21 protein-coding genes are annotated in these 24,978 nt (G+C 53.6%); 9 read left to right on the plus strand and 12 right to left on the minus strand.

What is annotated here, in order from left to right; genetic code table 11:
• Positions 1-246, minus strand: a complete 246-nt coding sequence (locus GEOB_RS20335; protein ID WP_012647656.1) for a hypothetical protein — start codon at positions 244-246, stop codon at positions 1-3.
• Positions 247-323: 77 nt separating this feature from the next.
• Here GEOB_RS20335 and nifK point away from each other — a divergent pair, with 77 nt between their 5' ends.
• A complete protein-coding gene (nifK, locus tag GEOB_RS12780; protein WP_012647657.1) occupies positions 324-1,787 on the plus strand; it encodes a nitrogenase molybdenum-iron protein subunit beta in 1,464 nt (487 codons plus the stop codon).
• A gap of 393 nt (positions 1,788-2,180) precedes the next feature.
• On the opposite strand, the gene GEOB_RS20160 is transcribed toward nifK, so the two are convergent.
• The 3 genes from GEOB_RS20160 to GEOB_RS12795 form a co-directional block, all read right to left on the minus strand.
• Positions 2,181-2,399, minus strand: a complete 219-nt coding sequence (locus GEOB_RS20160; protein ID WP_154650493.1) for an acylphosphatase — start codon at positions 2,397-2,399, stop codon at positions 2,181-2,183.
• Between the two features lie 63 nt (positions 2,400-2,462).
• On the minus strand, positions 2,463-3,926 hold the full coding sequence (locus tag GEOB_RS12790) for a cytochrome-c peroxidase (RefSeq protein WP_012647659.1): 1,464 nt from the start codon (positions 3,924-3,926) through the stop codon (positions 2,463-2,465).
• Positions 3,927-4,002: 76 nt separating this feature from the next.
• Complete coding sequence (locus GEOB_RS12795) at positions 4,003-5,529, minus strand: multicopper oxidase family protein (protein ID WP_041267143.1); 1,527 nt, start codon at positions 5,527-5,529, stop codon at positions 4,003-4,005.
• A gap of 576 nt (positions 5,530-6,105) precedes the next feature.
• Here GEOB_RS12795 and GEOB_RS12800 point away from each other — a divergent pair.
• From GEOB_RS12800 to GEOB_RS12820, 5 genes are all read left to right on the plus strand, one after another.
• Complete coding sequence (locus GEOB_RS12800) at positions 6,106-8,976, plus strand: bifunctional nitrogenase iron-molybdenum cofactor biosynthesis protein NifEN (RefSeq protein WP_012647661.1); 2,871 nt, start codon at positions 6,106-6,108, stop codon at positions 8,974-8,976.
• A 91-nt stretch (positions 8,977-9,067) separates the two neighbouring features.
• The gene (gene nifX / locus GEOB_RS12805; protein WP_012647662.1) at positions 9,068-9,454 is read left to right on the plus strand and encodes a nitrogen fixation protein NifX; all 387 of its coding nucleotides are present in this window, start codon (positions 9,068-9,070) and stop codon (positions 9,452-9,454) included.
• A 20-nt stretch (positions 9,455-9,474) separates the two neighbouring features.
• On the plus strand, positions 9,475-9,738 hold the full coding sequence (gene fdxB / locus GEOB_RS12810) for a ferredoxin III, nif-specific (RefSeq protein WP_012647663.1): 264 nt from the start codon (positions 9,475-9,477) through the stop codon (positions 9,736-9,738).
• Between the two features lie 243 nt (positions 9,739-9,981).
• Complete coding sequence (locus GEOB_RS12815) at positions 9,982-10,311, plus strand: NifB/NifX family molybdenum-iron cluster-binding protein (RefSeq protein ID WP_012647664.1); 330 nt, start codon at positions 9,982-9,984, stop codon at positions 10,309-10,311.
• 90 nt (positions 10,312-10,401) lie between these two features.
• On the plus strand, positions 10,402-11,199 hold the full coding sequence (locus GEOB_RS12820) for an NAD(+)--dinitrogen-reductase ADP-D-ribosyltransferase (RefSeq protein WP_012647665.1): 798 nt from the start codon (positions 10,402-10,404) through the stop codon (positions 11,197-11,199).
• Positions 11,200-12,146: 947 nt separating this feature from the next.
• Here GEOB_RS12820 and GEOB_RS12830 read toward each other — a convergent pair.
• The 5 genes from GEOB_RS12830 to GEOB_RS12850 form a co-directional block, all read right to left on the minus strand.
• Positions 12,147-13,838: a P-loop NTPase fold protein gene (locus GEOB_RS12830; RefSeq protein ID WP_083767148.1), complete on the minus strand. Its 1,692-nt coding sequence runs from the start codon at positions 13,836-13,838 to the stop codon at positions 12,147-12,149.
• Positions 13,835-14,287, minus strand: coding sequence for a P-loop NTPase fold protein (locus GEOB_RS20560; protein ID WP_041267146.1), 453 nt, complete (start codon positions 14,285-14,287; stop codon positions 13,835-13,837). Before GEOB_RS20560 ends, GEOB_RS12830 begins: the two co-directional genes overlap by 4 nt.
• 126 nt (positions 14,288-14,413) lie before the next feature.
• Positions 14,414-14,812: a hypothetical protein gene (locus GEOB_RS12840; protein WP_012647667.1), complete on the minus strand. Its 399-nt coding sequence runs from the start codon at positions 14,810-14,812 to the stop codon at positions 14,414-14,416.
• 322 nt (positions 14,813-15,134) lie between these two features.
• Positions 15,135-16,034 (minus strand): ADP-ribosyl-[dinitrogen reductase] hydrolase, encoded by a 900-nt coding sequence (draG, locus tag GEOB_RS12845; protein WP_012647668.1) that lies wholly within the window; start codon positions 16,032-16,034, stop codon positions 15,135-15,137.
• On the minus strand, positions 16,031-16,267 hold the full coding sequence (locus GEOB_RS12850; RefSeq protein ID WP_012647669.1) for a hypothetical protein: 237 nt from the start codon (positions 16,265-16,267) through the stop codon (positions 16,031-16,033). Before GEOB_RS12850 ends, draG begins: the two co-directional genes overlap by 4 nt.
• A 341-nt stretch (positions 16,268-16,608) precedes the next feature.
• On the opposite strand from GEOB_RS12850, the gene GEOB_RS12855 reads away from it, so the two are divergent.
• The 3 genes from GEOB_RS12855 to GEOB_RS20605 all read left to right on the plus strand — a co-directional run bounded on the left by GEOB_RS12855 (position 16,609) and on the right by GEOB_RS20605 (position 20,412).
• Entirely contained in the window at positions 16,609-17,469 is an 861-nt protein-coding gene (locus tag GEOB_RS12855) for a radical SAM protein (protein ID WP_012647670.1), read from the plus strand.
• Positions 17,459-18,277, plus strand: coding sequence for a GNAT family N-acetyltransferase (locus tag GEOB_RS12860; RefSeq protein ID WP_012647671.1), 819 nt, complete (start codon positions 17,459-17,461; stop codon positions 18,275-18,277). The genes GEOB_RS12855 and GEOB_RS12860 overlap by 11 nt, the downstream gene beginning before the upstream one ends.
• 146 nt (positions 18,278-18,423) lie before the next feature.
• Positions 18,424-20,412 carry a methyl-accepting chemotaxis protein gene (locus GEOB_RS20605; protein ID WP_012647672.1) on the plus strand — a complete coding sequence of 663 codons (1,989 nt, stop codon included), beginning with the start codon at positions 18,424-18,426 and terminating at the stop codon, positions 20,410-20,412.
• Positions 20,413-20,491: 79 nt separating this feature from the next.
• On the opposite strand, the gene GEOB_RS12870 is transcribed toward GEOB_RS20605, so the two are convergent.
• The 3 genes from GEOB_RS12870 to GEOB_RS19385 all read right to left on the minus strand — a co-directional run bounded on the left by GEOB_RS12870 (position 20,492) and on the right by GEOB_RS19385 (position 24,878).
• A complete protein-coding gene (locus GEOB_RS12870) occupies positions 20,492-22,054 on the minus strand; it encodes an acetyl-CoA hydrolase/transferase C-terminal domain-containing protein (RefSeq protein ID WP_012647673.1) in 1,563 nt (520 codons plus the stop codon).
• Between the two features lie 331 nt (positions 22,055-22,385).
• Entirely contained in the window at positions 22,386-22,976 is a 591-nt protein-coding gene (locus tag GEOB_RS12875; RefSeq protein ID WP_012647674.1) for a TetR/AcrR family transcriptional regulator, read from the minus strand.
• A gap of 183 nt (positions 22,977-23,159) precedes the next feature.
• Positions 23,160-24,878 (minus strand): malectin domain-containing carbohydrate-binding protein, encoded by a 1,719-nt coding sequence (locus tag GEOB_RS19385; protein WP_230199054.1) that lies wholly within the window; start codon positions 24,876-24,878, stop codon positions 23,160-23,162.
• Between the last annotated feature and the right edge of the window lie 100 nt (positions 24,879-24,978).

Here is a 24,978-nt window from a genome sequence, read left to right on the forward strand (position 1 = left end):
TTAAAACGGCGCCCGCTTTTCGGCCAGATTGGCGTTGCCTTCGTCATCGCTTGTGCGACGTGGCTCTGCCACGCCTCCGCGCTCTTCCTCGGCGCCACCAATCTGACTCGAAAATCGGACGCCGGCAGGTTTTACACATACACGACCCTGGACAGATTCGTCCGGGTTAAAAAAATCTGGTTTAGTGGGGAATGCGATTTTTTCGATGAGAACAAGGAAGGCAAACAGCGACGCGGAGGCGTACATCGGTACGCCGCACAAGGAGCTGTGAGGCCTGACGCAGTTATCGCGGAAAGGGCGCATTCCCCTAAGGAGAAACTACTATGAGCTCTGAAGCTGCTGTGAAATATGTGACTGACACCCCCGAATCCGAAGTAAAGCGGGTGGCCGAGTGGATCAATACCGAAGAATACAAGGAAAAGAACTTTGCCCGCCAGGCGCTGGTCATCAACCCGGCCCACGCCTGCCAGCCGTTGGGTGCCGAGCTGGCTGCCCATGGCTTCGAGGGGAGCCTCCCCTTTGTCCATGGCTCCCAGGGGTGCGCTTCCTACTACCGCTCCACCCTCAACCGCCACTTCCGTGAGCCTGCCCCGGCTGTCTCCGACTCCATGACCGAGGACGGCGCGGTGTTCGGAGGCCAAAACAACCTCCATGAGGCCCTGGAGAATGCCTATACCATCTATAAGCCGAAGATGATGCCGATCTTCACCTCCTGCATGCCCGAAATCATCGGCGACGACCTGACCGCCTTCATCAAGAATGCCAGGCAGAAGGGGTGCATCCCACAGGATTTCCCGCTCCCCTATGCCAATACCCCCAGCTTCAACGGCTCCCACGTCCATGGCTATGATGCCATGCTTCTCTCCATCCTCCAGACCCTGACGGAAGGAAAGGCCGTGGAGGGGCGCTGCACCGGTAAGCTGAACCTGATTGCCGGTTTCGATGCCAATACCGGCAATTACCGGGAGTACAAGCGGATACTGGAGGCCTTCGGCATTCCCTACACCCTGCTGGCCGATATTTCCGAGACCTTCGACTCGCCGCTTGACGGCACCTACCGCGCCTATCCGGGCGGCACCAAGCTGGAAGACGCCGCCGATTCCATCAATGGCAAGGCGACCATCGCCCTTGGCACCTATTCCACCGCCAAGACCTTCGGCTGGCTCAAGGACAATTATGCCGGCAAGCATGCTGCCCTGCCGACCCCCTTTGGTGTGGAGAAAACCGATGCATTCATCATGAAGCTCTCCGAGCTTTTCGGCAAGCCGGTTCCCGAATCACTCAAGGCCGAACGCGGTCGCGCCGTGGATGCCATGACCGATGCCCACCAATACATGCACGGCAAGAAGTTCGCCCTCTTCGGCGATCCCGACTATCTGCTCGGCTACGTCTCATTCCTGCTGGAAATGGGCGCCCGTCCGTACCACATCCTCTGCAGCAAGGGGACCAAAAAACTGGAGAAAGAGATCCAGGCGCTTCTTGACGCCTCTCCCTACGGCAAGGATGGCAAGATATACATCAACAAGGACCTGTGGCACCTGCGCAGCCTGGTCATGACCGATCCGGTAGACGCCATGATCGGCGATACCCACGGCAAGTTCGCCGCACGGGATGCCAACATCCCCCTTTTCCGTTTCGGCTTCCCGGTCTTCGACCGGGTCAACCTGCACCGCTACCCGCTGATCGGCTATCAGGGGACAATCAACATGGTGTCGACCATCTGCAACAAGTTCATCGAGATGAGGGATGAGACGTGCGAGGACCGGCACTTCGAGATGATGCGCTAGGAGTCTGTCTGACTTAGGGGATCGTAGCGAGAGGATAGCAGGTCGAGGACAGATTTACGGAAATTTGAAGACGAATAGTGGACCTATTTGTCGAAAATTTCCGGGAATATGGACCGATCTGCTATTCTCGCAGCAGATTCATTCCTAAGTCCGACAGACTCCTAGGGAAGCGCGACTTTCTCGCCCTGGCTGCGTAAGTCTTCGAGGCCGGTTGTGCGGCGTAGCGCTGCTACGCCTCCGCCCGTCCCCTCGACAGCCTTGCCAGGACAAGAAATCCGCGCTCCTTTGCGAGCGAGCCTTTTCCGCTGCTACGCCTCCGCGCTCTTCCTCGGCGCCTTGACCTGACGAAAAAATCTCGCTCGCAGTTATTGTGAAAAAAACAAAAGGGCACTCTCAGAAACTTGTGAGTGCCCCCGGCAGGGAATTCATCTCCCCGGCGATGGTGGAGAGTGGCAGCGCCTCTGCAACAAGATGGCCACCGGCAGCGGCAAAACCATCGTCATGGCTATGATCATTACCTTCTACGACATTTTCGACCTTTGCCCATCTGAGGCCATGCGCCAGAAGCTCAATCAGGACAAAAAAAGAGATACTTGGCCATTGGCTAAGCATCTCTTTTTTGTTTATGCACAAGCCGTAAAATTGCTGTTGATACGCCAGGGATGACATCAGTATTTATGGCTGTGAGTAACCATCCGAAAGTGTCTGTAAAAATTTCATCAGCGCCATGCCCTCAGGTGGTGTCAGGCCAAGATTTCCCATGTTTACCCGATCAATGTCGGTGCCCACTTCCGGTGCAGGAAAGCAAGTGGCACCTCCCATAGGGTCTTTCGGTGGGTCTGCACTGCTGCAGGGTGGCAGCACATCGCGCAAATTATAGAAGTGAACGATCTCCTGCAGGCTCTTGAAATAACCATTGTGCCCATAGGCTTTGACGAAATCAGATGTCGGGCGTTTGTCCACATTACGTAGAGAAGGGGTTTTGTGCTTGCCATAATTCAATGTGGCATTCTGGACATAGTCCCTCGGGTTGCCGTACAGGTCGGTCATGCCGGCAGTCTTTGCCAGGAAGCCCCCCAGCCCCTGATCGATCCAGGCCTCGCCCTGGGGGTTCCACTGCTTCGGCATCGAGTAAAACGGGTTGTCCGGGTTCTTCGGCATCCCCAGGTTGTGGTATCGGAAATCGGTCAACAGGGGTGCCTGACTGCCACGCATGGGCATGATGATGTGGCAGGTCGAACATTTGCCCTTGGAATTGAAGAGGGCCAATCCCTTTAACTCAGCCTCGTCCAGACCGCGGTTCTTGAATTTGCTCCAGTTCATGCCGTTGATGTTTTGCACCGGCGGCATCTTGCCCAATGAATTTTTCCAGAAGGCATCGAACTTGGAAGAAAATGGGTTTACCTCCGCTGATCGTTCATAGGCCGCCACGGATTTGCCGATGCGTTGATAGGTTCCCGTCACGTCCTTGACACAATCCAGGCTCTTTTCCCCCCATACCTGTTCAAAGAGATTCTCATAACCGGCTTTGCGCACCTGCAGGCAGAGATGCCGGGCGTTGGGGTTGTTCTGTTCCAGGGGATTAAGGAACGGGCCCATGGCCTGCTCGGCAAGGGGATCGCCCAGGACCCAGCCGCTGGCGCGACCATCCCAGAACATGCCGCCGACGAAGTCACCGCTGTTGCATGACATGCCACCCATGCCGCCACCACCCATGCCGCCACCACCCATGCCGCCACCACCCATGCCGCCACCACCCATGCCACCACCACCCATGCCACCACCACCCATGCCACCACCGCCCATGCCACCACCGCCCATCATGTCGCCGCACTGGTGCAACAACGGATTGAAACCGGCATAGGCCGATGCAGGGGGTTTACGGTTACCATACCTGGTGTGGACTGCCCCTTCATAGACCCCCTTAGACAAATTGGTGGCGGAGTCCGGACCGGTCCAGCCAACTCCGGGGTCGTGGCACGAGGCACAAGACTGTCCGGGAGGGTTGGAAAGCCCTTTCTCAAAGAAGAGCAATTTTCCCAGTTCTTCAATGGGTGACAGTTCTGCCGCGGCACTGACTCCGCCGGTAATCAGCAATGCAACAGTTAATCCGATAACAATCTGCGTTTTTCTGCCCATGGATGTCCTCCTCTGTATAATGACTGCATCTACTGATTTGTTGGTGCACATTGATGCTGCAGCTAGTCCGGTTGCGTCACATGGGCATTCCTTCTGCCATTATATCCCACACCCCCATCATGCCTATGTCCTCATGCTCAATGATGTGGCAGTGGAACATGGTCATGCCATCCCAGTCCATGACAGGTACCAGCAGCTTGACGCTTCCCCATTTAGGGACGATGACCACATCCTTCCAGGCGGGGATCTTGGTGTAAAGGGAGGTATAGGCGGAATCGCCACCGGTTATGGATAATACCTGGGCTGAGTTGACGTGCTGGTGGAAGGGGTGATCCATGCCGCTCTGGTTGACGATCTCCCATACTTCCCAGCCCCCCAGGTGTGACATGATGGTGCAGGCGTTGTCCATGCCTAGGAAGGTCTGGCCGTTGATGTATCCTTTGCCCTGCATCATGCTCAGGGTAAGCCTGCGCTGTGGCAGAGCTGTCGTATCCATGGCAACCCGTTTGGCATCCGTATTGATTGAGTCAGGCAGTGAACTATTCAGCTGGGAGCCTTTGTAGGAGAGGGTCAGGAGGGTGACCTGCTGTTGAGTGCTCATGCCGCCACGGTTGTAGGGGAGGGAAAGGAAGCGGTAGCTCTTTTTCGCCTGGTTTGCCTTGACCAGGATATCTACACGCTCTCCCGGCGACAGGAGTATTGAGGATACAGGATAGGGCTTATCCAGCAGACCGCCATCCGTGCCGATCAGATTGATGGAATGATTTTCCAGGGCAAGGTTGAAAAAGCGGGCATTGCAGGCATTGACGATCTGCCACCTCTGCACCTGTCCCGGCTGGATATTAAGCACCGGATTCACCTGGCCGTTGACCATGACCAGGTTCCCTTCCTTACCGTGCATGTATTGCATGGTTGAAGTATAAGGCTCCGGCACCGATCCGCTCAGGGTAAGGTCTTTCAGCACCATGATGTGGGTTTCCAGGCCGACCAGTGCCGCTGTTTCATCCTCCACCACCAATGGACCGGCCAGTCCCCCCCAGTATTGTTCGGCGACAACCCCGTGCACGTGGGGATGGTAGAAGTTCAAGTGTCCCGGTTCTTCAAAGTCCATGCAGTAATTGTAATCGTAGATCTCTCCCGGATGCAGCTGGATCATCATGCTGTCAGCCGGCGGTTTGGGCGAGACATGGAGACCGTGGGTATGCAGGTTGGTGATGTTTTTGGTGTGGCCTAAAATGTTCTTTTCCGAAGTATGAGGGAGGAAGTTCTTCAACTGCACCAGAAGATTCTCTCCCCGCTTCGCCCGAATGGTTGGCCCGGGGAATGAACCGTTATAGGTGAGGAGGGTAGCAAGCGTCCCATTGACATTGATGCTGGTTTCCTCAATGGCCAACTCATAGACACCATTGATGTTCTTTACCGCCTCGGGAGGATCACGGAAAACAGCTCCCGGCGGCGGGTTGATGATTGTCGTTCCTCCCCCCATACGGCTGTTGCCCATCATAGCTTGTGCCAGCCCCGTGTGCAGACTCAGATACGCTCCGGTTATGCCACAAGAGCTAAGAGCCATGAACTTCCTTCTGCTGATCCTTTTTCTTGTCACTTTGTTGCCCTCCTTTTAGTTTTTTTTACTGGTGTTCCAGGTCAGGTTACCTTTAGCCGGCTATCACCAGATTCATGAATAAAAGCATTTTACTTTTTGCAGAGGCAGGCTGAACTTGATCATTTTGGTGCAGTGGGCAATAAAAAAGGCCTGTGGAAGCAGGCCCTTTAGTCTGTTGCGTCGGCAAGGTCGTACATATCCGCATTATACTCTCCACGGAGATCTATTTGATAACAGGAAGCGGTACTGTCTGGGCGGGTTGAAGGAGGATTCTTCCGTTAGCAACTATACCTGTTTGTTAGAGTTTTGCAATAATTGCCCTCTTCATCACTCAATAATGCTCTTAAAGCGGATGGCTGCCCAAATTATAGGCATTTCCTTTGGGCAACAACGAAAAGAATCAGGCAACTGGCGGAAATAACGCAGAAGTTGAATCATGATCATCTTGGCACGGCAAATGCTCAAGAGACAGTAAAGCAATATCGCATATGCAGGTTATTGGCAAAGGCGCCAACCATTTCATAGATGGGGGCGCCTTTTTTTTCAGGCTTCGCATTGATGAAAGGGAGACTAAACATGGCAAAGCCCGACTATTATGATGTAACCGACTGCAAGACCAACGATGCAGGCGCACCCAAGTTCTGCAAAAAGTCCGAACCGGGTGAGGGGACCGAGCGCAGCTGTGCCTATGACGGTGCACGGGTCGTCCTCATGCCTATTACGGACGTCATTCACCTGGTCCATGGTCCCATCGCCTGTGCCGGTAATTCCTGGGACAACAGGGGGGCGCGCTCATCGGGGTCCCAGCTCTATCGACGAGGCTTTACCACCGAGATGCTGGAAAATGACGTGGTCTTCGGCGGCGAGAAGAAGCTCTACAAGGCGATCCTGGAAGTGGCAGGACGCTATCCCGAGGCCAAGGCCATCTTCGTTTATGCCACCTGTGTCACTGCCATGACCGGTGATGACGTGGAGGCGGTCTGCAAGGCTGCCGCGGAAAAGGTTGTCGTGCCTGTGATACCGGTGAATACTCCCGGCTTCATCGGCGACAAAAACATCGGCAACCGCCTGGCCGGCGAGATCCTCTTCAAGTATGTCATCGGCACCGCCGAGCCGCCGGTGCTGGGGGAATACTCAATTAATCTGATCGGCGAGTACAACATCGCCGGCGACCTGTGGGGCATGCTGCCGCTTTTCGATCGACTCGGTATCCGAATCCTTTCCTGCTTTTCCGGCGATGCCAAATTTGAAGAGCTGCGCTATGCCCACCGGGCCAGGCTCAACGTCATTATCTGTTCCAAATCCCTGACCAATCTTGCCAAGAAGATGCAGAAGACCTTCGGCATGCCTTACATCGAAGAATCCTTCTACGGCATGACCGATACGGCCAAGGCCCTCCGTGACATTGCCCGGGAACTGGACGACGCGGTGGGTGGGCTGGAAAAGCGGGTCATGCAGGACCGGGTGGAGAAACTTATCGAGGAGGAAGAGGCCAAGTGCCGGACTGCCATTGCCCCTTACCGGGCGAGGCTGGAAGGGAAGCGTGCGGTGCTTTTCACCGGCGGGGTCAAGACCTGGTCCATGGTCAATGCCCTGCGGGAACTGGGGGTTGAGATCCTGGCCGCCGGTACCCAGAACTCCACCCTTGAAGATTTTTATCGCATGAAAGGGCTGATGCATCAGGACGCGAAGATTATAGAGGACACCTCCACCGCCGGTCTCCTCAAGGTGATGCAGGAGAAGATGCCCGATCTGATCGTGGCCGGGGGCAAGACCAAGTTCCTGGCCCTCAAGACCAGGACCCCCTTTCTCGATATCAATCATGGCCGCTCCCATCCCTATGCCGGTTACGAAGGAATGGTGACCTTTGCCAGGCAGCTGGATTTGACGGTAAACAATCCCATCTGGCCAGCGCTCAATGCAGCATTTCCATGGGAAAAAAGCGCAATGGAGCTGGCAGCGGATGTGGCAGGGGCTGCAGGTCATGGGGAGCGGTTCCTTGCCTTGCCGATTCCGGCAGCCGAATCCTTGTGTCCCCCTCCTCTGTTGGGAAGGGGACAGGGGGAGGGGGCTGTCAGCCCAGCAGGCAACAGTGATGGCAACGTCACCCTCTCCCCAACCCTCTCCCATCAAGGGGGAGTGAGAATTAAGCAGTCCACCGTCAATCCCCAGAAAAATTCGCCAGCCCTGGGAGCAACCCTGGCTTTTCTTGGCATTGATGGGATGCTGGGCCTCCTCCATGGCGCCCAGGGGTGCAGCACCTTCATCCGTCTCCAGCTGTCCAGGCATTTCAAGGAATCCATCGCCCTCAACTCCACAGCCATGAGCGAAGACACCGCCATCTTCGGCGGCTGGGAGAATCTGAAAAAGGGCATTGGCAGGGTTATCGAGAAGTTCGATCCAAGGGTTGTCGGGGTCATGACCTCGGGACTTACGGAAACCATGGGGGACGACGTGCGCAGTGCCATCGTGCACTTCCGCCGGGAAAATCCCCAGTACGATCATGTTCCGGTCGTCTGGGCCTCGACCCCGGACTACTGCGGTTCCATGCAGGAAGGTTATGCAGCGGCTGTGGAGGCGATTGTCGATGCCCTGGTGGAGGAAGAGGACGAAGCGACCATTGTCACCCAAGTCAACCTCCTCCCCGGTGTGCATCTGACCCCAGCCGATGTGGAGGCGCTGAAGGAGATCACCGAGTCCTTTGGCCTCACGCCGGTGGTGATCCCGGATATTTCCAACGCCCTGGACGGCCACATCGACGACACCGTCTCCCCGCTCTCCACCGGGGGCATCACTGTGGAGCACATCCGGGCGGCTGGGCGTAGCGCGGCAACGCTCTATATTGGAGACTCCCTGGCAAAGGCAGCGCTGAAACTGAAGGAGCGCTGCGGCATTCCTGCCTACGGCTTTACTTCCGTTACCGGTCTCAAAGAGGTGGATATGCTCATGGAGACCCTGTCGGCCATCAGCGGCCGACCGATCCCGGAAAAGCATCGCCGCTGGCGCAGCAGGCTCACGGACGCCATGGTGGACAGCCATTACCAGTTTGGCAACAAGAAGGTTGCATTGGCCCTTGAGGCTGACAATCTGAAGACTTTGACCGGCTTTCTGGCAGGCATGGGGTGCGAAGTTCAGGCCGCGCTCTCTGCAACCAGAACCCGTGGGCTTGACGCTCTTCCCAGCGCTACTGTTTTTGTCGGAGACCTGGAGGACCTTGAGACCGCGGCTCTGGGGGCGGACCTGCTGGTGGCCAACTCCAACGGCCGTCAGGCAGCGGCGAAACTGGGGATCAAAGCCCATCTGCGGGCGGGCCTGCCCGTTTTCGATCGCCTGGGTGCCCACCAGAAGATGTGGGTGGGATACCGGGGGACCATGAACCTGGTTTTTGAAGTGGCGAACATATTTCAGGCCAATGCAAAAGAATCGCAAAAACTGGCGCACAATTAGTTCCCGTCTTACCCCCTGCACTGTAGGGGGACTCAGGGTAGCTTTGAGCGCGAAATGGAAGCTTAAAGTCAACTCCAAGGAGGAATGAATAATGAAAGTGGCATTTACCAGCAGTACGGGCGAGATAATCGACCAGCATTTCGGCATGTCGGACAGCTTCCATGTCTGGGAGATTGGTCCTGACGAAGCTCATTTCCTGGAGACGGTAAGGGTGGGTATTCATGGTGATGATGAAGAGGACAAAATAGGCGCACGGGCCGATGTGCTTCTTGATTGCGCCATCGTCTATACCATGCAGATCGGCGGGCCTGCAGCGGCCAAGCTGGTGGCGAGAAAAATAAATCCCATGAAAACAAATACGGAAGTTCCGGTTGCCGAGATTGTCGGCAAGCTTCAGGAAGTGCTCAGGGGGGCACCACCTCCCTGGCTGAGGAAGGCGATGAACAAGGACAAACTTACATCCTTTCTGGATGAATAACAAAAATGGAGGATTGGACCATGGCTTACATTACAGGATTGAGAAGAAACAAGACAGAATATACTCCCGAATTCATCAAGGCGATCGATGAGGAAACTTGTATCGGCTGTGCCCGCTGCTACAAAGTATGCGCCCACGGGGTGCTGGCCTTCGAAGAGGTGGACGAGGACGATTCGGCCAAGATGTTCATGCGGGTGGCGAATCCGGACAACTGCATCGGGTGTCAGGCGTGTGGCAGGACGTGTAGCAAGAAATGTTTCTCATTCGAGCCAGTGTTGGCATAACGGCTGTGGCTTTTGGGCAATAGCTGCGTTGGTCTTCGGCCCTCCTTGCTCTTGCCGCAAAATCCGCAGCCGGTTGGTTTTAAAACCTGAAAAAGCGGTTAACCTATGGGGCGAAGAGTTTCGGGTTCTGGCAAGGCTTTGCGAGGAGTCCCGGCGGAGGCGTAGCAGCGCTACGTCGCACAATGGGCTCCGAAGCAAAACGCCGCCAGGTTCCGGAAATCTTCGTTCCTCAGAGGAGGACTTATGCTGATCGCCGTAGCTTCGAAAGACGGAAAAGAAATCGACCAGCACTTCGGCCATGCCGAGCGTTTCCTGATTTATGACGTTGCAGGCAACGAGGCGAAGCTGGTGGATGAAAAGAAGGTGGAGCGCTACTGCTCAATGGATCAAGATCACCCCATGCGTGCTCATCTCCTTTCAGCCATTGCCGAAGCACTAGTGGACTGCCGGGCGATGGTCTGCGCCCAGATCGGCCAGGCGCCGCAAATGGAGATGGAGCGCCTGGGGCTGGACGTCTTTGTGACCGAAGGGCCGATCAAGCCGACGCTGGTGGAATTGGGGAAAATGCTTTGAAGGGTGTGGAATCAAGGGTGATTGGTTATTGGTGATTGCTAACTCCTAACCTAGAACCTCGAACCTCGAACCTCGAAAGTTGGTTTGGCTATGGAAAATACTTCTTTTAATCACTGCAATCTCCCTCCCTGGGTCATTGCCTCCCGCCATTTCAACGATAACCCGCAGCCGCTGGAAATTCAGGGGGTCAGGCAGGCCAACCGCTTTCTTTTCGAGAAGCTGGAGGCTCTCCCTTCTCCCGAGGAACGGGCGCTGGTCTTCAACGACTACATGTCGGTGAAGTTCCAGCTCCACCAGTGGCAGAGCCAGTCCACGGACACTGCCAGGAAAAGCATCAAGAACAGCTACCTCCGCTTTTTGCGGGGCTGGATGATGGACTCCAATTCCGTGGAAGGAGCGGTGCTCAAGGGCTGGGTGGAGAGCCGCATGGGACTTCCCCCCACCTTCCACAAGATACGCATTCCCGGTATCCATGGGGAAGAGTACATGATCTTCGCCATGGACAGGACCAGGGGAAGTGCCCGCACCAATGCCATCAATTCCCAGCTTGATCTTCTCTACGAGTACGGCCAGTACGAACTGGCAAGGCGCTACCCGGAAAAGCGCCTGCTCACACTCTACCGGGGCACCTTCGATGCCGGCGAACATGACGTGCTGGAAAATATGGGCAAACGGCAGCAGCTGGTGCGCCTCAACAATCTTTCATCGTTCACTTCGGAGGAAGAGCGGGCCTGGGAGTTCGGTTTCACGGTCTGGGAGGTGCAGGTGCCGCTCTCCAAGGTGTTTTTCTACAATGACCTGCTTCCAAACAGCATAATGAAAGGAGAGGGGGAATACATGGTGATCGGCGGGGAGTATCAGGTGCGGGTGGTGCCGTGTACGGTGTGAGGCCAATGCCGAATTTGAAGCGGTCCAAGGTTATTTTGGCAGCGATGGGTGTGCTAGGACTCCATCTGCAACCGTTTTGATTTTAATCGATTTCATATTTATCTTTCACGTCGTGGGGGCGCACCGGCGGAGCGAAGCGGAGACCGTGTGCCGCCATCTTGTCGAGCTATTTTATCTTTTGAATGTCAACATATACAAAAGCACTCTTAGGAAGGCTTCTTCCAAAATCCAGCCGTACTTTCTGACGGGATACTGTCCACACATAATTCTTAAAATGCTTATAGTGATGAAACCGTAAAGTACCATAGTACAGTTCCGTGTCACCAATCGAATAGCTACCCCCGTACCGGCTCTTCAAAAACCTGATTAGCGGCATTACAACCCTATCTTCAGCATTTCGCCCGAATATGGTGCACTTATAGAGTTTGTCTTCTGGGTCAACATAGAAGCGTATATCGTATTTCTGCCCGCCAATGTTCACATCATCGATAGTGACAGTTTCGTCTTGTATCGGACGATATGCGTCATTTGTTTCTTTGCCTTTATGTAACTTTCGATTTGGGAATGTTTTTTTAACGGCTTTCAGAGTGTCCTTATAACTCAGATCGTAAGGAATTTGTCTGAATAGAAGCTCTTTGCACAGAGCATGCTTAGGGAGCGATAACAACAACAAGACTAAGAATCCTAATTTCTTCACTTGAGTCCTACCTATTGGCATTCCTGTTATTTGCTCAACGGGCCGGGAGATCACCTGACTGGCGTTCGGCCAGGTGGAGGGAAGAATATGTGTCAGAGGGAAGAATATGTGTCAGGTCTAAGGGAAGAATATGTGTCAGGTCTACACCTTGACACTAATTTAATCCTTTTCTGTCAAGGTGAGCCGATATGCCGATGCCCCGGCATCCTGCCGCTTGGATTAGAGCTCCGTCCCGCTCCTGGGTTATGTGTCACCAATCTTCACGTTCAGATGCATCTACCGTGTAATACTCCTTGCCTGTTCTAATGCTTTGATAAATGGCTCGTAATGCCATGTCGCCCACTCCGGCCTCAATCCGCTCTTCGGCTCGTAAACGCAGCTTATCAATGTCGCCGATTGAGGCAAGCCACCTCTCTTCAATGCGGATAAATCCGCCTTTGGTACTGTCTTGGCCATAGCCCCTGAAAACCTGAACAAAAGAATCTAGATCGGCATCATCTATTAATAGCGGTCCAACGAGTGCTGGCAATTCTTCATGTGCTAGATTTAGCATCATGAAAAAGATGTGAGATTTATCACTAGCAGTTAGGAAGGATTTGGTTCTAAAGGCTTCAGAGGTTATAGTAATCCATCTTTCGCTTAATTCTCTAAGCTCGTCTGAAGCAACCCATCTCTCAGTTTCAGGCAATTCCTTTTCCTTGGAAATAATTCCATGTTGTCGTATAACTTCACTAATAATATGTGATGTAAGCGATATTATCTGTTCCTCATCTACTAACTTGAAAATCATATTTTTACGTTCTTCTGCGCTTAGTTCTGAAAGAACCTTCTTTGCAACCCACCAGCACTGTCTAATTGGTCCAGCTGCAAGCATTTGTCTGGGCTTACTTTCTATCTCTTTTGTCACATCCAATTCGATTATTCTTCCTATTGTTACAAGAAAGTTTAATGGATCTACAGGATTCAGTTGTTCGTTGCCTTGTCGCATCAACTCAATAAAACGTTCGATAGTATCGGTTCTTTCATAGAACTTAAGAATTTCATCTCGTTCATTTGGCAATTGAATAAACCTATTCACATCCTTTGTTGAGACCTCCTCAGATGGCAATCCATAGGTTATTGCAATCAGTAAACGGTCATTGGAAGCGATTCTTCCCTCTTTCGAATACTGCGATTGACTTAAATGTCCAAATTGTGACCCTTCGATAAGAGGGAAAAGGGTTTTCAATAGCTCGTTTATGTAGCCCCTTTCAGATGGATCTATTTTCTCGATCTCCTTCCTTCTATCCTCTTCAAATTTTTTTATATACTCCTCAGGCTTTTCAAGGGTGTAATCGACCTCAGGGGGTATTCCTGTATAGGCACCTGGATTAGATACAATGTGTTCATAGATTGAAGGAGCTTTTATAGCTAGAGCCTCAAGCCCAAACAAGTCAGAAAACGCTACCTCACCTCTTATAGCTTTCTCTAAAAAATAAAGCCTATTGAAAATTCTTTTAATTTCTCTTGGTGATTGAATTATTGGCTTTACACAAAGATGATAGACTTCAGTAAGTCGATCTTGATCAGTACTGAAATGTTCTGTGAGATTGACATCAGCAAGATTTGCTAATTCCTCTGTGGCTAACTTATGAAGGTCGACCTTGCTAATCTTAGGTAAGTTGAGGCGGACCTGAATGATTTTGTCTAAATATTTGTCTGCATCTTTTATGTTGTGTGAAATCAATGCTTCTTCGACGTACTTTCTCTCAAAAGCAAGCATGAACAGAGTTCGAGGAAACTCTGAAACTGCCTTTACAGCTCGAATCATTTGAAATACTTCATCGGGCGGCAATCGGTCTAAATCATCGATGAACACAATGATTGGTCGTTTCAATTCCTTTAAAGCACCGATTACCGACTCTTTACGTTTTTCGATGCTCAGTTCTTTTAGCTTTCCTATTTTGCTAGCAGCAGTTCCAAAACCTTTTCAACTAAAGACGCCCATGGCTCGGCACCGGGTACCCATTTTAGAACCGTAAAAATCTGAGAATATGCAAGTAATTGTTTAGCAGCATCTTGTGTTTCTTTTGCTCTGTCAGATGTGCCTATAGCTGATGCAAATTGTACTAAGAACTCTTGTACTAGATTGCTGGCGTTACCAACAAGCCATGGATTAAAGTCAAAAATTATCGGATTATTCGATGAGTCTGCCCTAAGTTCTTTTTTTATAAGATTTATCGTCGATGATTTTCCATATCCCCATTTGCCCTCGATCGATATGACTACGCCTGCCGATTCCTGTGACAAAACGAGTGAATTCGCTATGCGAGTTGAGTATTCGGATCTGTTCAGCCGATCTGGTGTTTCATGATCTCCATTAATCGGCAAGTCTGAATGAAAGGACTTCATTGATTCTACCTCGCTTCCTCATATAAGGTGGGAGAACTGACCTGCCGCCTTTGCTTCTAGGCCGGTCCAGCGCTTTGTTGTACATCGTTCACGAGTTCTTGATAAGGTGAAAAACGACGAGTTGACTCAATTCTTTTTTATCTTTGCGGAGCCGTGACCTATATGATCTTTGAGAGATTCTTCACAGTGATGAACCAATTCACCATTCTCTGGATTAACTACGACTTCTCTATATTTGTCATTATCTTTGTCTATATTTCTTTCCTTTTTCATCCACTTACTGTCAGATGCTCTGATCTCATCTCCTACAAAGAATTCACGTCGTGGATTTTTCTTAGAAGGGAAGTTTTTATCTTTGACTTTTCCCTTTAACGCCTCGTGGAGTTCTAATTTTTCGCAGATAACAAGCTTGACTGTACGAGCGATAGAACCGCATGAGGCGCAAGGATCTGGCAGAGAATCTATTGGCCCTTCTCCTTTGTTTATAAGCATGCCACAATTAGAGCAAACTACTTCTCTTGACATTACACTCGACCTCCATCTTTTAATTTTTGTGTACAACAAATTATTGACAGTTAGAGATGAAGCATCTACAGCTTTTCCTCAAACCCACCTTACAGATGCCGGGCGCCTGCAGCAGCACCACCATCACTACACCAAATATTTGCCCAACTCAATGGGAAAAATTAAAAAACGAGGCACAGTAATCCCCAAAACGCAAAAGGCCCAGGAGCATGCTCCCAGGCTTTTCCTAAATCATCAGGCGCGACTCAATCTTGCGCCGTAATATTGGGGGCCGGTCTCCGCGTTCAGCTGCCATCCAGCGTATGCCGGATGGAAACTAGACTTACGGTAAATTGACAGCCGATGATAGCCGCACCAGGCGCCCGGCAAGCATCGTCGCTTCCTCCATGACCTTCCTGTCCAGCTTCCTCAGCCACCGCCGCGGGATGTTCTCCATACCGTAATAGGCGCCGGCCAGCATGCCCATGATGGCGCCGGTGGTATCCGCATCTCCCCCCTGGTTAACCGTGCTCACCAGGCATTCTTCGAAATTACTCCCCCGGAAAAAGTGGTGAAAGACGGTCTGCATCGTATCGACCACGTAGCCGGTGGCGAGGCCTTTGTATGGATCGAAGCGAAAAGCGGGGTGGGCCGCGATCAGTGCATCCACCTCTTTGCGCAGGCGGGACTTGGAGTACCCGCAGACGGCGTGGGAAACCATTCTGCCCAGGCAGATGCAGGCCGAGTCGGAGAGAGGATGGTTGTGGGTGAGATGGGCCTGGGCCACCACCTGTCTTTCCAGTTCCCCATCATTTCCCAAATTTGCCAGAACCACCGGCAGGATGCGCATCACGGCGCCGTTACCGGCATCCCACTGGTTGAAGGGGGTTTCCAGAGTCCCTTTCAGCATGTAGTTCCTGATTCCCTTGCGGCAGGTGTCCCCCACATCTATGGGCCTGGATTTCAGCCAGGCGGCGAAGTTGTCGGCGACGGCCCTTAGAGACATGCCACCTTCCGCAACCATGGCCCTGGCAATGCAGAGGGTCATCTCCGTATCGTCGGTAACCTGTCCGGCCTTGAGGCGCAGCCATCCGCCACCGACCAGGTCTTTGAGAAGCCCATATTTGGCTTTGATCTCTCCGGTGGTCATGAATTCTACCGGCGCGCCCAGGGCATCTCCAATGGCAAGTCCCATAAAAGCAGCCTGGCTTCGGGAAAGGATTTCCCGCAGCTGGGCATTCATGAACAGCTGCAACCGGTGCAGGAGCCGGTGCAGATTTTCAATTGTCTCTCCTCCGGGGCAGCAGCCTGCCAACGGGCCACCGATTCACTGGTGACGAGCCATTCCCCTTCGCTCAGTCTTCCTGTCAGGGATTTATTCCTCATCAACATCAACACCTGCACGTTGGTCGTACCCAATCTGTCTGCCGCTTCTTCGGCAGTGATGAAGGAAGTTTCGTCGATTATCTTTGCCATGATCATTTTCCTCCCAGGATGTCCATTACATATAGCATGCCGAGTTGTCGTCGCCCATTTTGTACGGCAGGGCAATGGGCTATCGGCCTGATTGCTTAAATCATGGACATTTCTGCCATCATATCCGGCATTATCGGGTCGAGTTGCCGCCATTTCTGCCCAACATTTTTGCATAAGGCGGGAAAACGGCCACCTGCCGGGCTGGCATGATACTGGCAATGTAATGAGAAACTGAATAATAAGGGAATACAGCGACGTATTTCCGATAGCGCAATGAAGCCCGGTGGATATATTCTGCCGGGCTTTTTTCGTCCAAATCAAATATCGGAAGGAGAATTTCTATGGCAAATTCATGCTCTGGAAACAACAAGATGCAGGGGCATCCCTGTTTTGGCGGCAACCATCACCAGAATGGCCGCATGCACCTGGCGGTAGCTCCCCGCTGCAATATCAAATGCGGCTACTGTTCACGCCGTCACGACTGCGCCAATGAGTCCAGGCCCGGCGTGACCAGCAGGCTCCTCACTCCTGAAGAGGCCATGGTAAAGGTGCGTGAGGTGATGGCCAGCAAGGTTCTTGGCTCCATGATAAAGGTGGTCGGTATTGCCGGCCCTGGCGATCCCCTTGCAAATGAAGAAACTTTCGAAACTTTTCGTCAGGTGGGGGAGGAATTCCCGCATCTGATCAAGTGCATGAGTACCAATGGACTCTTGCTGCCTGAAAAGATCGACCTGCTCCAGGAACTGGGGCTGCACAGCCTGACCGTTACCATAAATGCCATCGACCCAGCCGTTGGCGCAAAAATCTATTCCCACATCCTTTACCATGGCCGAAAACTGAACGGTCCCCAGGCGGTGGAAATGCTCATTGCCAATCAGCTTGCGGGGTTGAAGAAAGCAGCAGAGTTCGGTATGACCATCAAGGTAAATACGGTGCTCATTCCCGGAGTCAACGAAGGGCAGGTGCCACTGATTGCAGAAAAGGTCAAGGCTCTGGGGGCATTTGTCATGAACGTGCTGCCCCTCATCCCCCAGGCAGACTTTGCCGCCCATTTGCCGCCAACTGAGGCACAACTGGAGGAGGTGCGACGCGCAAACGAGCGGATCATCGGCCAATTCAGGCATTGCCGCCAGTGTCGAGCCGATGCTGTAGGGCTGCTCGACACTGATTTCAAAGCTGCAGAGGTCGGCTGTGCGGCCTGAGGTTACCATTGAACCGTTTCGCCCCTACCAGGTGCCGCTCTTTCTTGCCCTGGCGGCAAAAGAGGGGTGGAAATGCGGGCAGTGGGAATTCGATTTTCTCCTGGAGAACTTTGGCCAAGGATGCTGGGTGGCGCGCCATAATCAGCACGTCGCCGGTTTCGTCACCTCTGTGAAGTATGGGAAAAGCGGGTGGATCGGTAATCTGCTGGTACGGGCTGAGTTGCGGGGACAAGGCCTTGGCCGGTTCTTAATGGAGCAGGCCATTGCTTCCCTTGATCGTGCCGGTACGGAGACGATCTGGTTGACTGCTTCCCGGTCCGGCCGACCCCTGTATGAAAAACTTGGATTTTTCCAAATCGACATGATCACCCGTTGGCGGGGGAGCGGCGACATCAATAGCCGCAAATTACAGCAGGGGTATACGTTGGAGATGGTCGAAGAACTCGATCAGCTTGGCTGGGGGGACCACCGCAGTCTCATCATCCGCAAAGCGGCAGAACAGGGAACGGTGCTGAGTGTTCCTGACGGTTTTTGCATGGTCCAGAATGCAGGTGGGACACTGCAACTGGGACCATGGTGTTGCCGCAGCCTCCCGGCAGCGGAAAATTTGCTGGAACAGGCTTTGACGATGATGGGGCAGGGGGATGTTTTTCTCGACGTCCCTGATTCCAATGGCAATGCCGCTTTTATCCTGCGCAAGCGGGGCTTCACCCCGTGCGGTGGGACTGTCCTCATGTACCGGGGGGCGTCACCCGCCTATCGGTCCCAGCTCATTTATGCCCTTGCCACCATGGGCAGCATCGGCTGATTCCCTTTCTCCCCGCGTCTGCGTTTGCTTAATCCTCTTCAGGCCTTCCGACGAATATTTCCCTTGCAGAATTCCCTCAAGCTGGACCCATTCTTTACCGATTAATGAGGAAAGCCGGGTTCAGGATTAAAACATCGGAGGTAGTAATGTCGTTTACTATGGGGAAGAAGCTGTATTTGGTCATTATCCTTGTAGCCACCATGGTTGTTCTCAACATCCTTTCCTCGTCCATGGTAGCCGGTGCTCTACGCACAATCAAGGAACAGGCGGGCACCATGCGGGGCAACTCGGAAGAAGGGCGGCTGACCCAGGAACTGCAACTACAGGTGGCGAATGTCTGGCAATATATTACCGATGCTTCCCTGGTAAAAGAGCGAGAGGTGATCGATAATGAGGCGAAACCTGCCTATGACAAAGCGCTGAAATTAGTTGATCGGCTCATTGAACTCAATCACCAGGACAAAGGGCTGCTGGCCAATCTTGAGGAGCTTAAAAAGAACCTGCCTGCCATGTGGGAAACGGGTGAAAAAATGTTTGCTGCCTTTCAGACTGATTTTGAACAGGGTAAGGTTTTGATGGATGCCTATGACAAAGCCTGTGACAAAGTTATCATGGATGCGGCCAGTATCAACGAGCAGCATAAGAAAGATAATGACAAGCTTTTCGAACAACTATTCAGTGAGGCAGCCGATACCAGGATCAATGCCATTTTGACAATGGTGGTGATAATCGTAACCAGCATGGTGGTTCTTCTGGCTACATTCATGGTCCGGCGGTCGATCATGGCCTCCATGCATCATATGCTGAAAACGGCTGCCGATGTGGATGGAGGAAATCTCGTCGTTGCGGATGAAGAGGCTGGAGCGACCGGCAGCAAGGACGAAATAGAGCGGCTCAGGCAGTCGTTCACGGGGGTTGTCGGCAAGTTTCACGATGTGGTCGATGACGTGGTGCAATCGGCAGCCTGTTTGAGCGGCAGCATGGCAATCCTGAAAAATCGTGCCGAGAATACCGCCGATGGAGCCCGGCGCCAGACGGAGCAGGCCACCCAGATCGCCACCGCTGCCGAAGAGATGAGTCTTACCATAGCCGACATCTCCCAGACCTCTGCTAATGCTTCGGACATTTCCGGAGATGCCCTGCAAACAGCCCAGCAAGGAAAGACCGTGGCTGCCGAGGCGGTTGAGGCCATCGATCGCGTCTTGATCAGCAATAAGGAACTGGCCCATATGGTCGGCGAACTGAACAGCCAGGTCACTGAGATCAGCGGTGTTGTGGAAGTGATCTCAGACATTGCCGACCAGACAAATCTTTTGGCATTGAATGCGGCAATAGAAGCAGCAAGGGCTGGGGAACAGGGACGCGGCTTCGCCGTGGTCGCCGACGAGGTCAGGGCGCTGGCCGAGCGGACCATAAAGGCGACACGGGAAATTGGCACCAAAATCACCAAGGTTCAGGACGAATCCCAGCGAACCGCCAACTCCATGGATACGGCCTCGACCGAGGTGGAGAGGGCCACCGGATTCATCGGCAAGGTGGAGGAAGCCCTGGACAGTATCGTTGGACAGGTGCAAATGGTGCGCGACAAGATCGTGCAGATTGCCACGGCGATCGAGGAGCAATCGGCAACCGCTTCCGATGTGGCGGCCAATGTGGAAAGAACAAGCAACATAGCCCGCGATATGGAAAGAATGTCTTCAGATGTGCTGCAGGAGGTGAGCGCGCTGACCCAGACCAGCGAAACACTGAGAAACAGAACCGCTGCCTATAAGACAAAAGGCAGCAAGCTGCTTATCCTGGAACTGGCAAAAGCCGACCACCAGCTATTTGTCGGCAAGGTAGGAGCTGCGGTCAACGGGCACCAGGATCTGGATCCGGCGCAGCTTCCCGATCATCGCAACTGTCGCTTCGGCAAATGGTATTACAGCGAGGGGACGGAGACGTGTGGCAAAGCTGCCAGCTTCAAAGCCATTGAAGTCCCCCACGAGCGGATTCACACCTTGGCCAGGGAAGCGGTCATCGCCTATCGGAAAGGACAGAAGGCAGAGGCATTGCAGCAACTGGCAGAGGTGGAAAAGATATCCGGTCAGATATGCAAGGGGCTGGATGCAATCAAGTTGGAGTGCAAAGGCTGAGTTTGATTATATTTATTGCTTGAAAAAAAGGAGCCCTCCTCGCGGAGCGCTCCTTTTTTTGTCAGCTGTGGAATCTTTCTCAGATTTCCCAGTTATCGATTTTCATGGTGCCGTTCTTAGCCAGGTTGACCTGCATCTTGAAGACCCGGTCCAGAAGCTGGGGCTCATGGCCGGCCTTCCTTGCCAGGCATTCCTTGGTCGCCATGTCCAGGTACTCCTGGAGGAGCGGCTTGTAATCCGGATGGGCGCATTTGTCGATGATGAGCCGGGCGCGGCTTTTCGGATCGAGGCCGCGCAGGTCGGCAAGTCCTTGCTCGGTGACCAGGACGTCCAGGTCGTGCTCGGTGTGGTCAACGTGGGGCACGTGAGGCACGACGCAGGTGATGCCGGTCGGGTCGGTCTTGGTGGGACGGGCCGACGGGGTATGCATGATGGACAGGTAGGCGTTGCGCAGGAAGTCGCCGGAGCCGCCGATGCCGTTGATCATGCGGGTGCCGCCTACCAGGGTGGAGTTGGCATGGGCATAGATATCGAATTCCACCGGGGTATTCATGGCAATACAGCCCAGACGGCGGATCGGTTCCGGGTGGTTGGCCACGGAGAGGGGGCGCATCATCACCTTGCTGCTATACTTGTCCCAGTTGCCGTAAAAACGCTTGAAGCCGTCAACGGAGAAGGAGAGGGAGACGGTTGAGGCGAAGTCCAGCTTCCCTGAATCGAAAAAGTCGAGCATGGTGTCCTGGAGTACTTCGGTCCAGACATTGAGGCCGCTGAACGGTCCATTGGCCAAGCCGCCGATGACGGCGTTGGCGATGGAGCCGACACCCGATTGCAGCGGCAACAGGTTTTTCGGCAGCCGGCCGTTATCCACTTCGAACTTGAAGAAATCGATGATGTTGTCGGCGATGGCTTTAGATGTATCGTCCTGCTCGCTGAAGGAACGACCGTTGTCGGGGTGCTTGGATTCGACAATGGCGACGATGCGGTCGGTGTCGATGCGCACGTAGGGAGAACCGGCACGATCGTCAACCCGGCTGATGAGGAACGGGAGGCGGTGGGGAGGATTGACCGGTTCGATGATGTCGTGGAGCCCTTCAAAGCTGGGGATGGAGGTGTTGATTTCGATGATGATCTTGTCGGCGATCTGCACTATTTCAGGGACGGCGCCGCAGGAAGCGGTGAGGACCAGGCCGCCGTTTTCGGTGATGGCGGAACATTCGATGATGGCGATATCCAGACGGCCGCCGTTATCCTTGGTATAGAAGCCATAGCCAAGGTCCTGGGCGAACATGGAGAGGTGACGATCTCCCATGCGGATGCGCCCTTCGTTGATGCCGGCCTGGATGTTCTTGCCGGTCTGGTAAGGCCAGCGGCGGTCGATCATGTCCAGTGATGCCCAGCGGTCTTCGGTCTCAACCCCGACCGATGCACCGATGAAAAGGTTGAACTTCAGTTTTCCCTGCAGGCCGTTTTTTTCCACATGATCGGCAAGGGCGATGGGGACCATTTTCGGGTAGCCGGCCGGGGTAAAACCGGACCAACCGACATTCATTCCGTTCTTGAACAGCGGAATGACTTCTTCCACCTTGGTGATCTTGGCGTGGAGGCTTGTTTTTCTAATTCTGTCATGAATTTCCGACATCTGCCTACTCCTCTTCTCAGTAAGAAATATCTGCATCAATTGCAGGTCGAACGTTCGTTCGAATTCGGGGGAGGATATTAACATCTAAAAAAATACCCTGCAATCAAATTTGTATACAGTAAGTGGGAAGAATGGGAGTGGCGGCGTGTGGCGGAGGCTTTGGCTGCTGCTAGTGTCCCGATCGGTTAATTCATTCCTTACAATTCTGGCTCTTTTGGCCCCTGGCTGCGTTGCGTCTCCTTGGCTTAGGCCCTGCTAGGCCTGCATCGCCGCGCCTTGCCAGGAACCAAAATCCCTCAGAATTCTTGCGGTGAACTAACCGCACGGGACACTAGGTGAGAATTCCCTTGCCGAACAGGTCCATGTAATGGCGGATCAGTTCTTCATCCCTTTCGGGTGAGTGGCTGACGATTTCCCGGGTGGCGAGGGTGCTGAGAAAGTAGTAATTGACCATGCCCACCATGGCCAGCACCGTATCCACAGGGCTCAGTCCCTGGCGAAAATGGCGGATGCGGATGCCTTCCCCAATGGTGTCCATGAGGATGCGGATGACTTTCTTGATGGCCGGATCGACAATGGTGGCAAAGTAGGGTGTGGGATTGGTCAGCTCGCTGGTATAGAAACGCATCAGATACGGGTATTCCCGGTGGCGCCTGATGCTCCAGCGGATGTAGGCCTCGATTTTTTCCAGCGGCGCGGCCTCCAGCTCCCTGATGGTTTCGATCTGCTCGAAACAGGCGAACTGTTCCTGCAGGACCAGTGAATAAAGTCCCTCCTTGCCGCCGAAGTGATAGGAGATCATGGAAATGCTGACCTCTGCAGCTTTGGAAAGCTCGCGGATGCTGACGCCTTTGAGTCCCCGTTCGGCAAAAAGTCGGGTGGCCGTTTCGATAAGGTTGTTGCGGTAGTCTTTTTTTACCATTTCTCACCTTTGGCGTTTGTCCGGGGAATATAACCAAAAAGATGAAACAAGGCAAATGATATGGGTATTCCTATTCATCAAGGGGGGGCCATGGATTCCCCCTATCGAAACCTTTTGCTGAAATAAAAAAAAGCCCCTCCGCGAAACAGAGGGGCGAAAAGAAGCATCCATGGGCATTCTAACCTACATGCTCTTCACCATAATCGCACTCACCTTGCCATAATCTTTGGTGCTGGTGAATTTGACGGTGATGGCGCCGTTGGTCGCTGTGACCGGAATCACCACGTCATAGGCGACGTTTTTCCCCACCTTGGCATAGATGTCCAGGTTGCTGATGACGGTTTGGCCGTTGATGGCCACGTTGAAGACCCGTCGACCGGCTGCTGAGAAGTAAATCTCGGCAAACTTCAGCGTGACCAGGTAATTGCCGTTGGCTGCCGGGATAGTGTAGGAGAAATTGCCCCACCGTTCGGACTGGTAGAGGACGTCATTGGTGGTGCCGGCGATGGTCGCAGTGGTCTTGGCGGAAGATCCGCCGCTGAATCTGCCGTCAGCCTGATACACGGCGCCCGTTGAATCGGTGAACCCGGTGCCGCCGCTGTTGACGGCAAATTGTACTGCCGATGTTGTCGGGACGAAGGCTGCCGCAATAGTGTGATTGGCGGTGACGTTGCTAAAGGTGTAGGTGGATACTGCCCCGACCGAAGTGCCGTCGACGGTAACGGCAGAGATTTTGTACCCGCTGCCCGGGATAATGGTAAAGGTCTGACTGCTTCCGCCAGTGACCGTGGTAGTGCCGGCAGGGCTTATGGTGCCGCCGGTTCCGGCGGAAGCTGTGATGCCGTATGAAGCAATGCCGGCTGAGGGGCTTATCTTGATGGCGCTGATCTTACCGTAGTCCCTGGTGCTGGTGAAACCGATGGTTACGGCGCCGGTGGTGACGTTGATCGGAATCACCACGTCATAGGCCACGTTTTTGCCCACTTTGGCAAAAATGTCCAGGTTGCTGATAACGGTCTGGCCGTTGACGGTGACGCTGAAGACCCGCTGGCCTGCTGCGGAGAAGTAAATCTCGGCGAATTTGAGTGTCAGTGAATAGTTGCCGTTAGCTACGGGGATGCTGTAGGAGAAATTGCCCCAGCGCTCGCTCTGGTAGAGGGTATCGTCGGTGGTGCCGCCGATTGCGGCTGTTGTTTTTGCGGCACTTCCGCCGCTGAAAGCGCTGTCGGCACCGTAAATCAAACCGGTTGCATCGGTGAATGCCGCACCGCCGCTGTTGGCGGCAAAAGATTTCAGGGTACTGCCGGCGGCGACGAAAGTGGCTTGAATGGTGTGGTTGGCGGTGACATTGTTGAAGGCATAGGTGGTAACTGCCCCCACCGATACACCATCTACCGTAACAGCGGAAATCCTGTAGCCGGTGGCCGGGGTGATGCTAAAGGTCTGGCTCACTCCCTGGGAGAGAACCAGTGAACCGGCAGGCGTTATGGAGCCGCCGGCTCCTGCCGATGCCGACAGGGTATAAACCGGGACTGCGGGCGGCGGTGTCGGTGTCGTGTAGAGCAGTTCGTTGGAAAAGGCGCTGGCCAGGCCGGCGGTATCATAGGCGGTAACGGCGAAATAGTAGGTGGTGGCGTCATTCAAGGTGGTGAAGGTGTAGGAATTGACATTACCCACGTTGATATTCTGGGAATAGCTGCCGGGGGCCGTTCCGGCATGGACCCGGTAGCCTCCCACAGCGGTCAGAGGGCTTCCGTCGGCGTAGGTAGTGGTAGGATCCCATGACAGTGTTGCCTGGGCTGCCATGGACCTGCTGGCGCACAGCGGGGAGACGCTGAGAAAAATTGCAACGAAAAACAGGATCAGACGGAAAAGAGCTGTTGGTGAAACTTTGAGCTTCATGGGTTGCACGGAATGGTACCTCCAGGACCTTTTGGTGGCAGTGTTGCTGTTGTTGAATGGTGTGCCATGCGGCTTCAGGCATGGGTAGGCGTGCGGCAAG

The sequence above is a fragment of the Geotalea daltonii FRC-32 genome, from assembly GCF_000022265.1.
Classification (GTDB): domain Bacteria; phylum Desulfobacterota; class Desulfuromonadia; order Geobacterales; family Geobacteraceae; genus Geotalea; species Geotalea daltonii.

Excerpts from the sequence above, each read along its gene's own strand:
- GEOB_RS12800 (WP_012647661.1), top strand. The coding sequence starts at position 6,106 with ATGGCAAAGCCCGACTATTATGATGTAACCGACTGCAAGACCAACGAT.
- GEOB_RS12850 (WP_012647669.1), bottom strand. The coding sequence starts at position 16,267 with ATGGCAAAGATAATCGACGAAACTTCCTTCATCACTGCCGAAGAAGCG.
- draG (WP_012647668.1), bottom strand. The coding sequence starts at position 16,034 with ATGAATGCCCAGCTGCGGGAAATCCTTTCCCGAAGCCAGGCTGCTTTT.
- GEOB_RS19385 (WP_230199054.1), bottom strand. The coding sequence starts at position 24,878 with ATGAAGCTCAAAGTTTCACCAACAGCTCTTTTCCGTCTGATCCTGTTT.
- GEOB_RS12820 (WP_012647665.1), top strand. The coding sequence starts at position 10,402 with ATGGAAAATACTTCTTTTAATCACTGCAATCTCCCTCCCTGGGTCATT.
- GEOB_RS20335 (WP_012647656.1), bottom strand. The coding sequence starts at position 246 with ATGTACGCCTCCGCGTCGCTGTTTGCCTTCCTTGTTCTCATCGAAAAA.
- GEOB_RS12840 (WP_012647667.1), bottom strand. The coding sequence starts at position 14,812 with ATGTCAAGAGAAGTAGTTTGCTCTAATTGTGGCATGCTTATAAACAAA.
- GEOB_RS12870 (WP_012647673.1), bottom strand. The coding sequence starts at position 22,054 with ATGTCGGAAATTCATGACAGAATTAGAAAAACAAGCCTCCACGCCAAG.
- GEOB_RS20160 (WP_154650493.1), bottom strand. The coding sequence starts at position 2,399 with ATGCTTAGCCAATGGCCAAGTATCTCTTTTTTTGTCCTGATTGAGCTT.
- GEOB_RS12815 (WP_012647664.1), top strand. The coding sequence starts at position 9,982 with ATGCTGATCGCCGTAGCTTCGAAAGACGGAAAAGAAATCGACCAGCAC.
- GEOB_RS20560 (WP_041267146.1), bottom strand. The coding sequence starts at position 14,287 with ATGAAGTCCTTTCATTCAGACTTGCCGATTAATGGAGATCATGAAACA.
- GEOB_RS12790 (WP_012647659.1), bottom strand. The coding sequence starts at position 3,926 with ATGGGCAGAAAAACGCAGATTGTTATCGGATTAACTGTTGCATTGCTG.
- GEOB_RS12855 (WP_012647670.1), top strand. The coding sequence starts at position 16,609 with ATGGCAAATTCATGCTCTGGAAACAACAAGATGCAGGGGCATCCCTGT.
- fdxB (WP_012647663.1), top strand. The coding sequence starts at position 9,475 with ATGGCTTACATTACAGGATTGAGAAGAAACAAGACAGAATATACTCCC.
- nifX (WP_012647662.1), top strand. The coding sequence starts at position 9,068 with ATGAAAGTGGCATTTACCAGCAGTACGGGCGAGATAATCGACCAGCAT.
- nifK (WP_012647657.1), top strand. The coding sequence starts at position 324 with ATGAGCTCTGAAGCTGCTGTGAAATATGTGACTGACACCCCCGAATCC.
- GEOB_RS20605 (WP_012647672.1), top strand. The coding sequence starts at position 18,424 with ATGTCGTTTACTATGGGGAAGAAGCTGTATTTGGTCATTATCCTTGTA.
- GEOB_RS12875 (WP_012647674.1), bottom strand. The coding sequence starts at position 22,976 with ATGGTAAAAAAAGACTACCGCAACAACCTTATCGAAACGGCCACCCGA.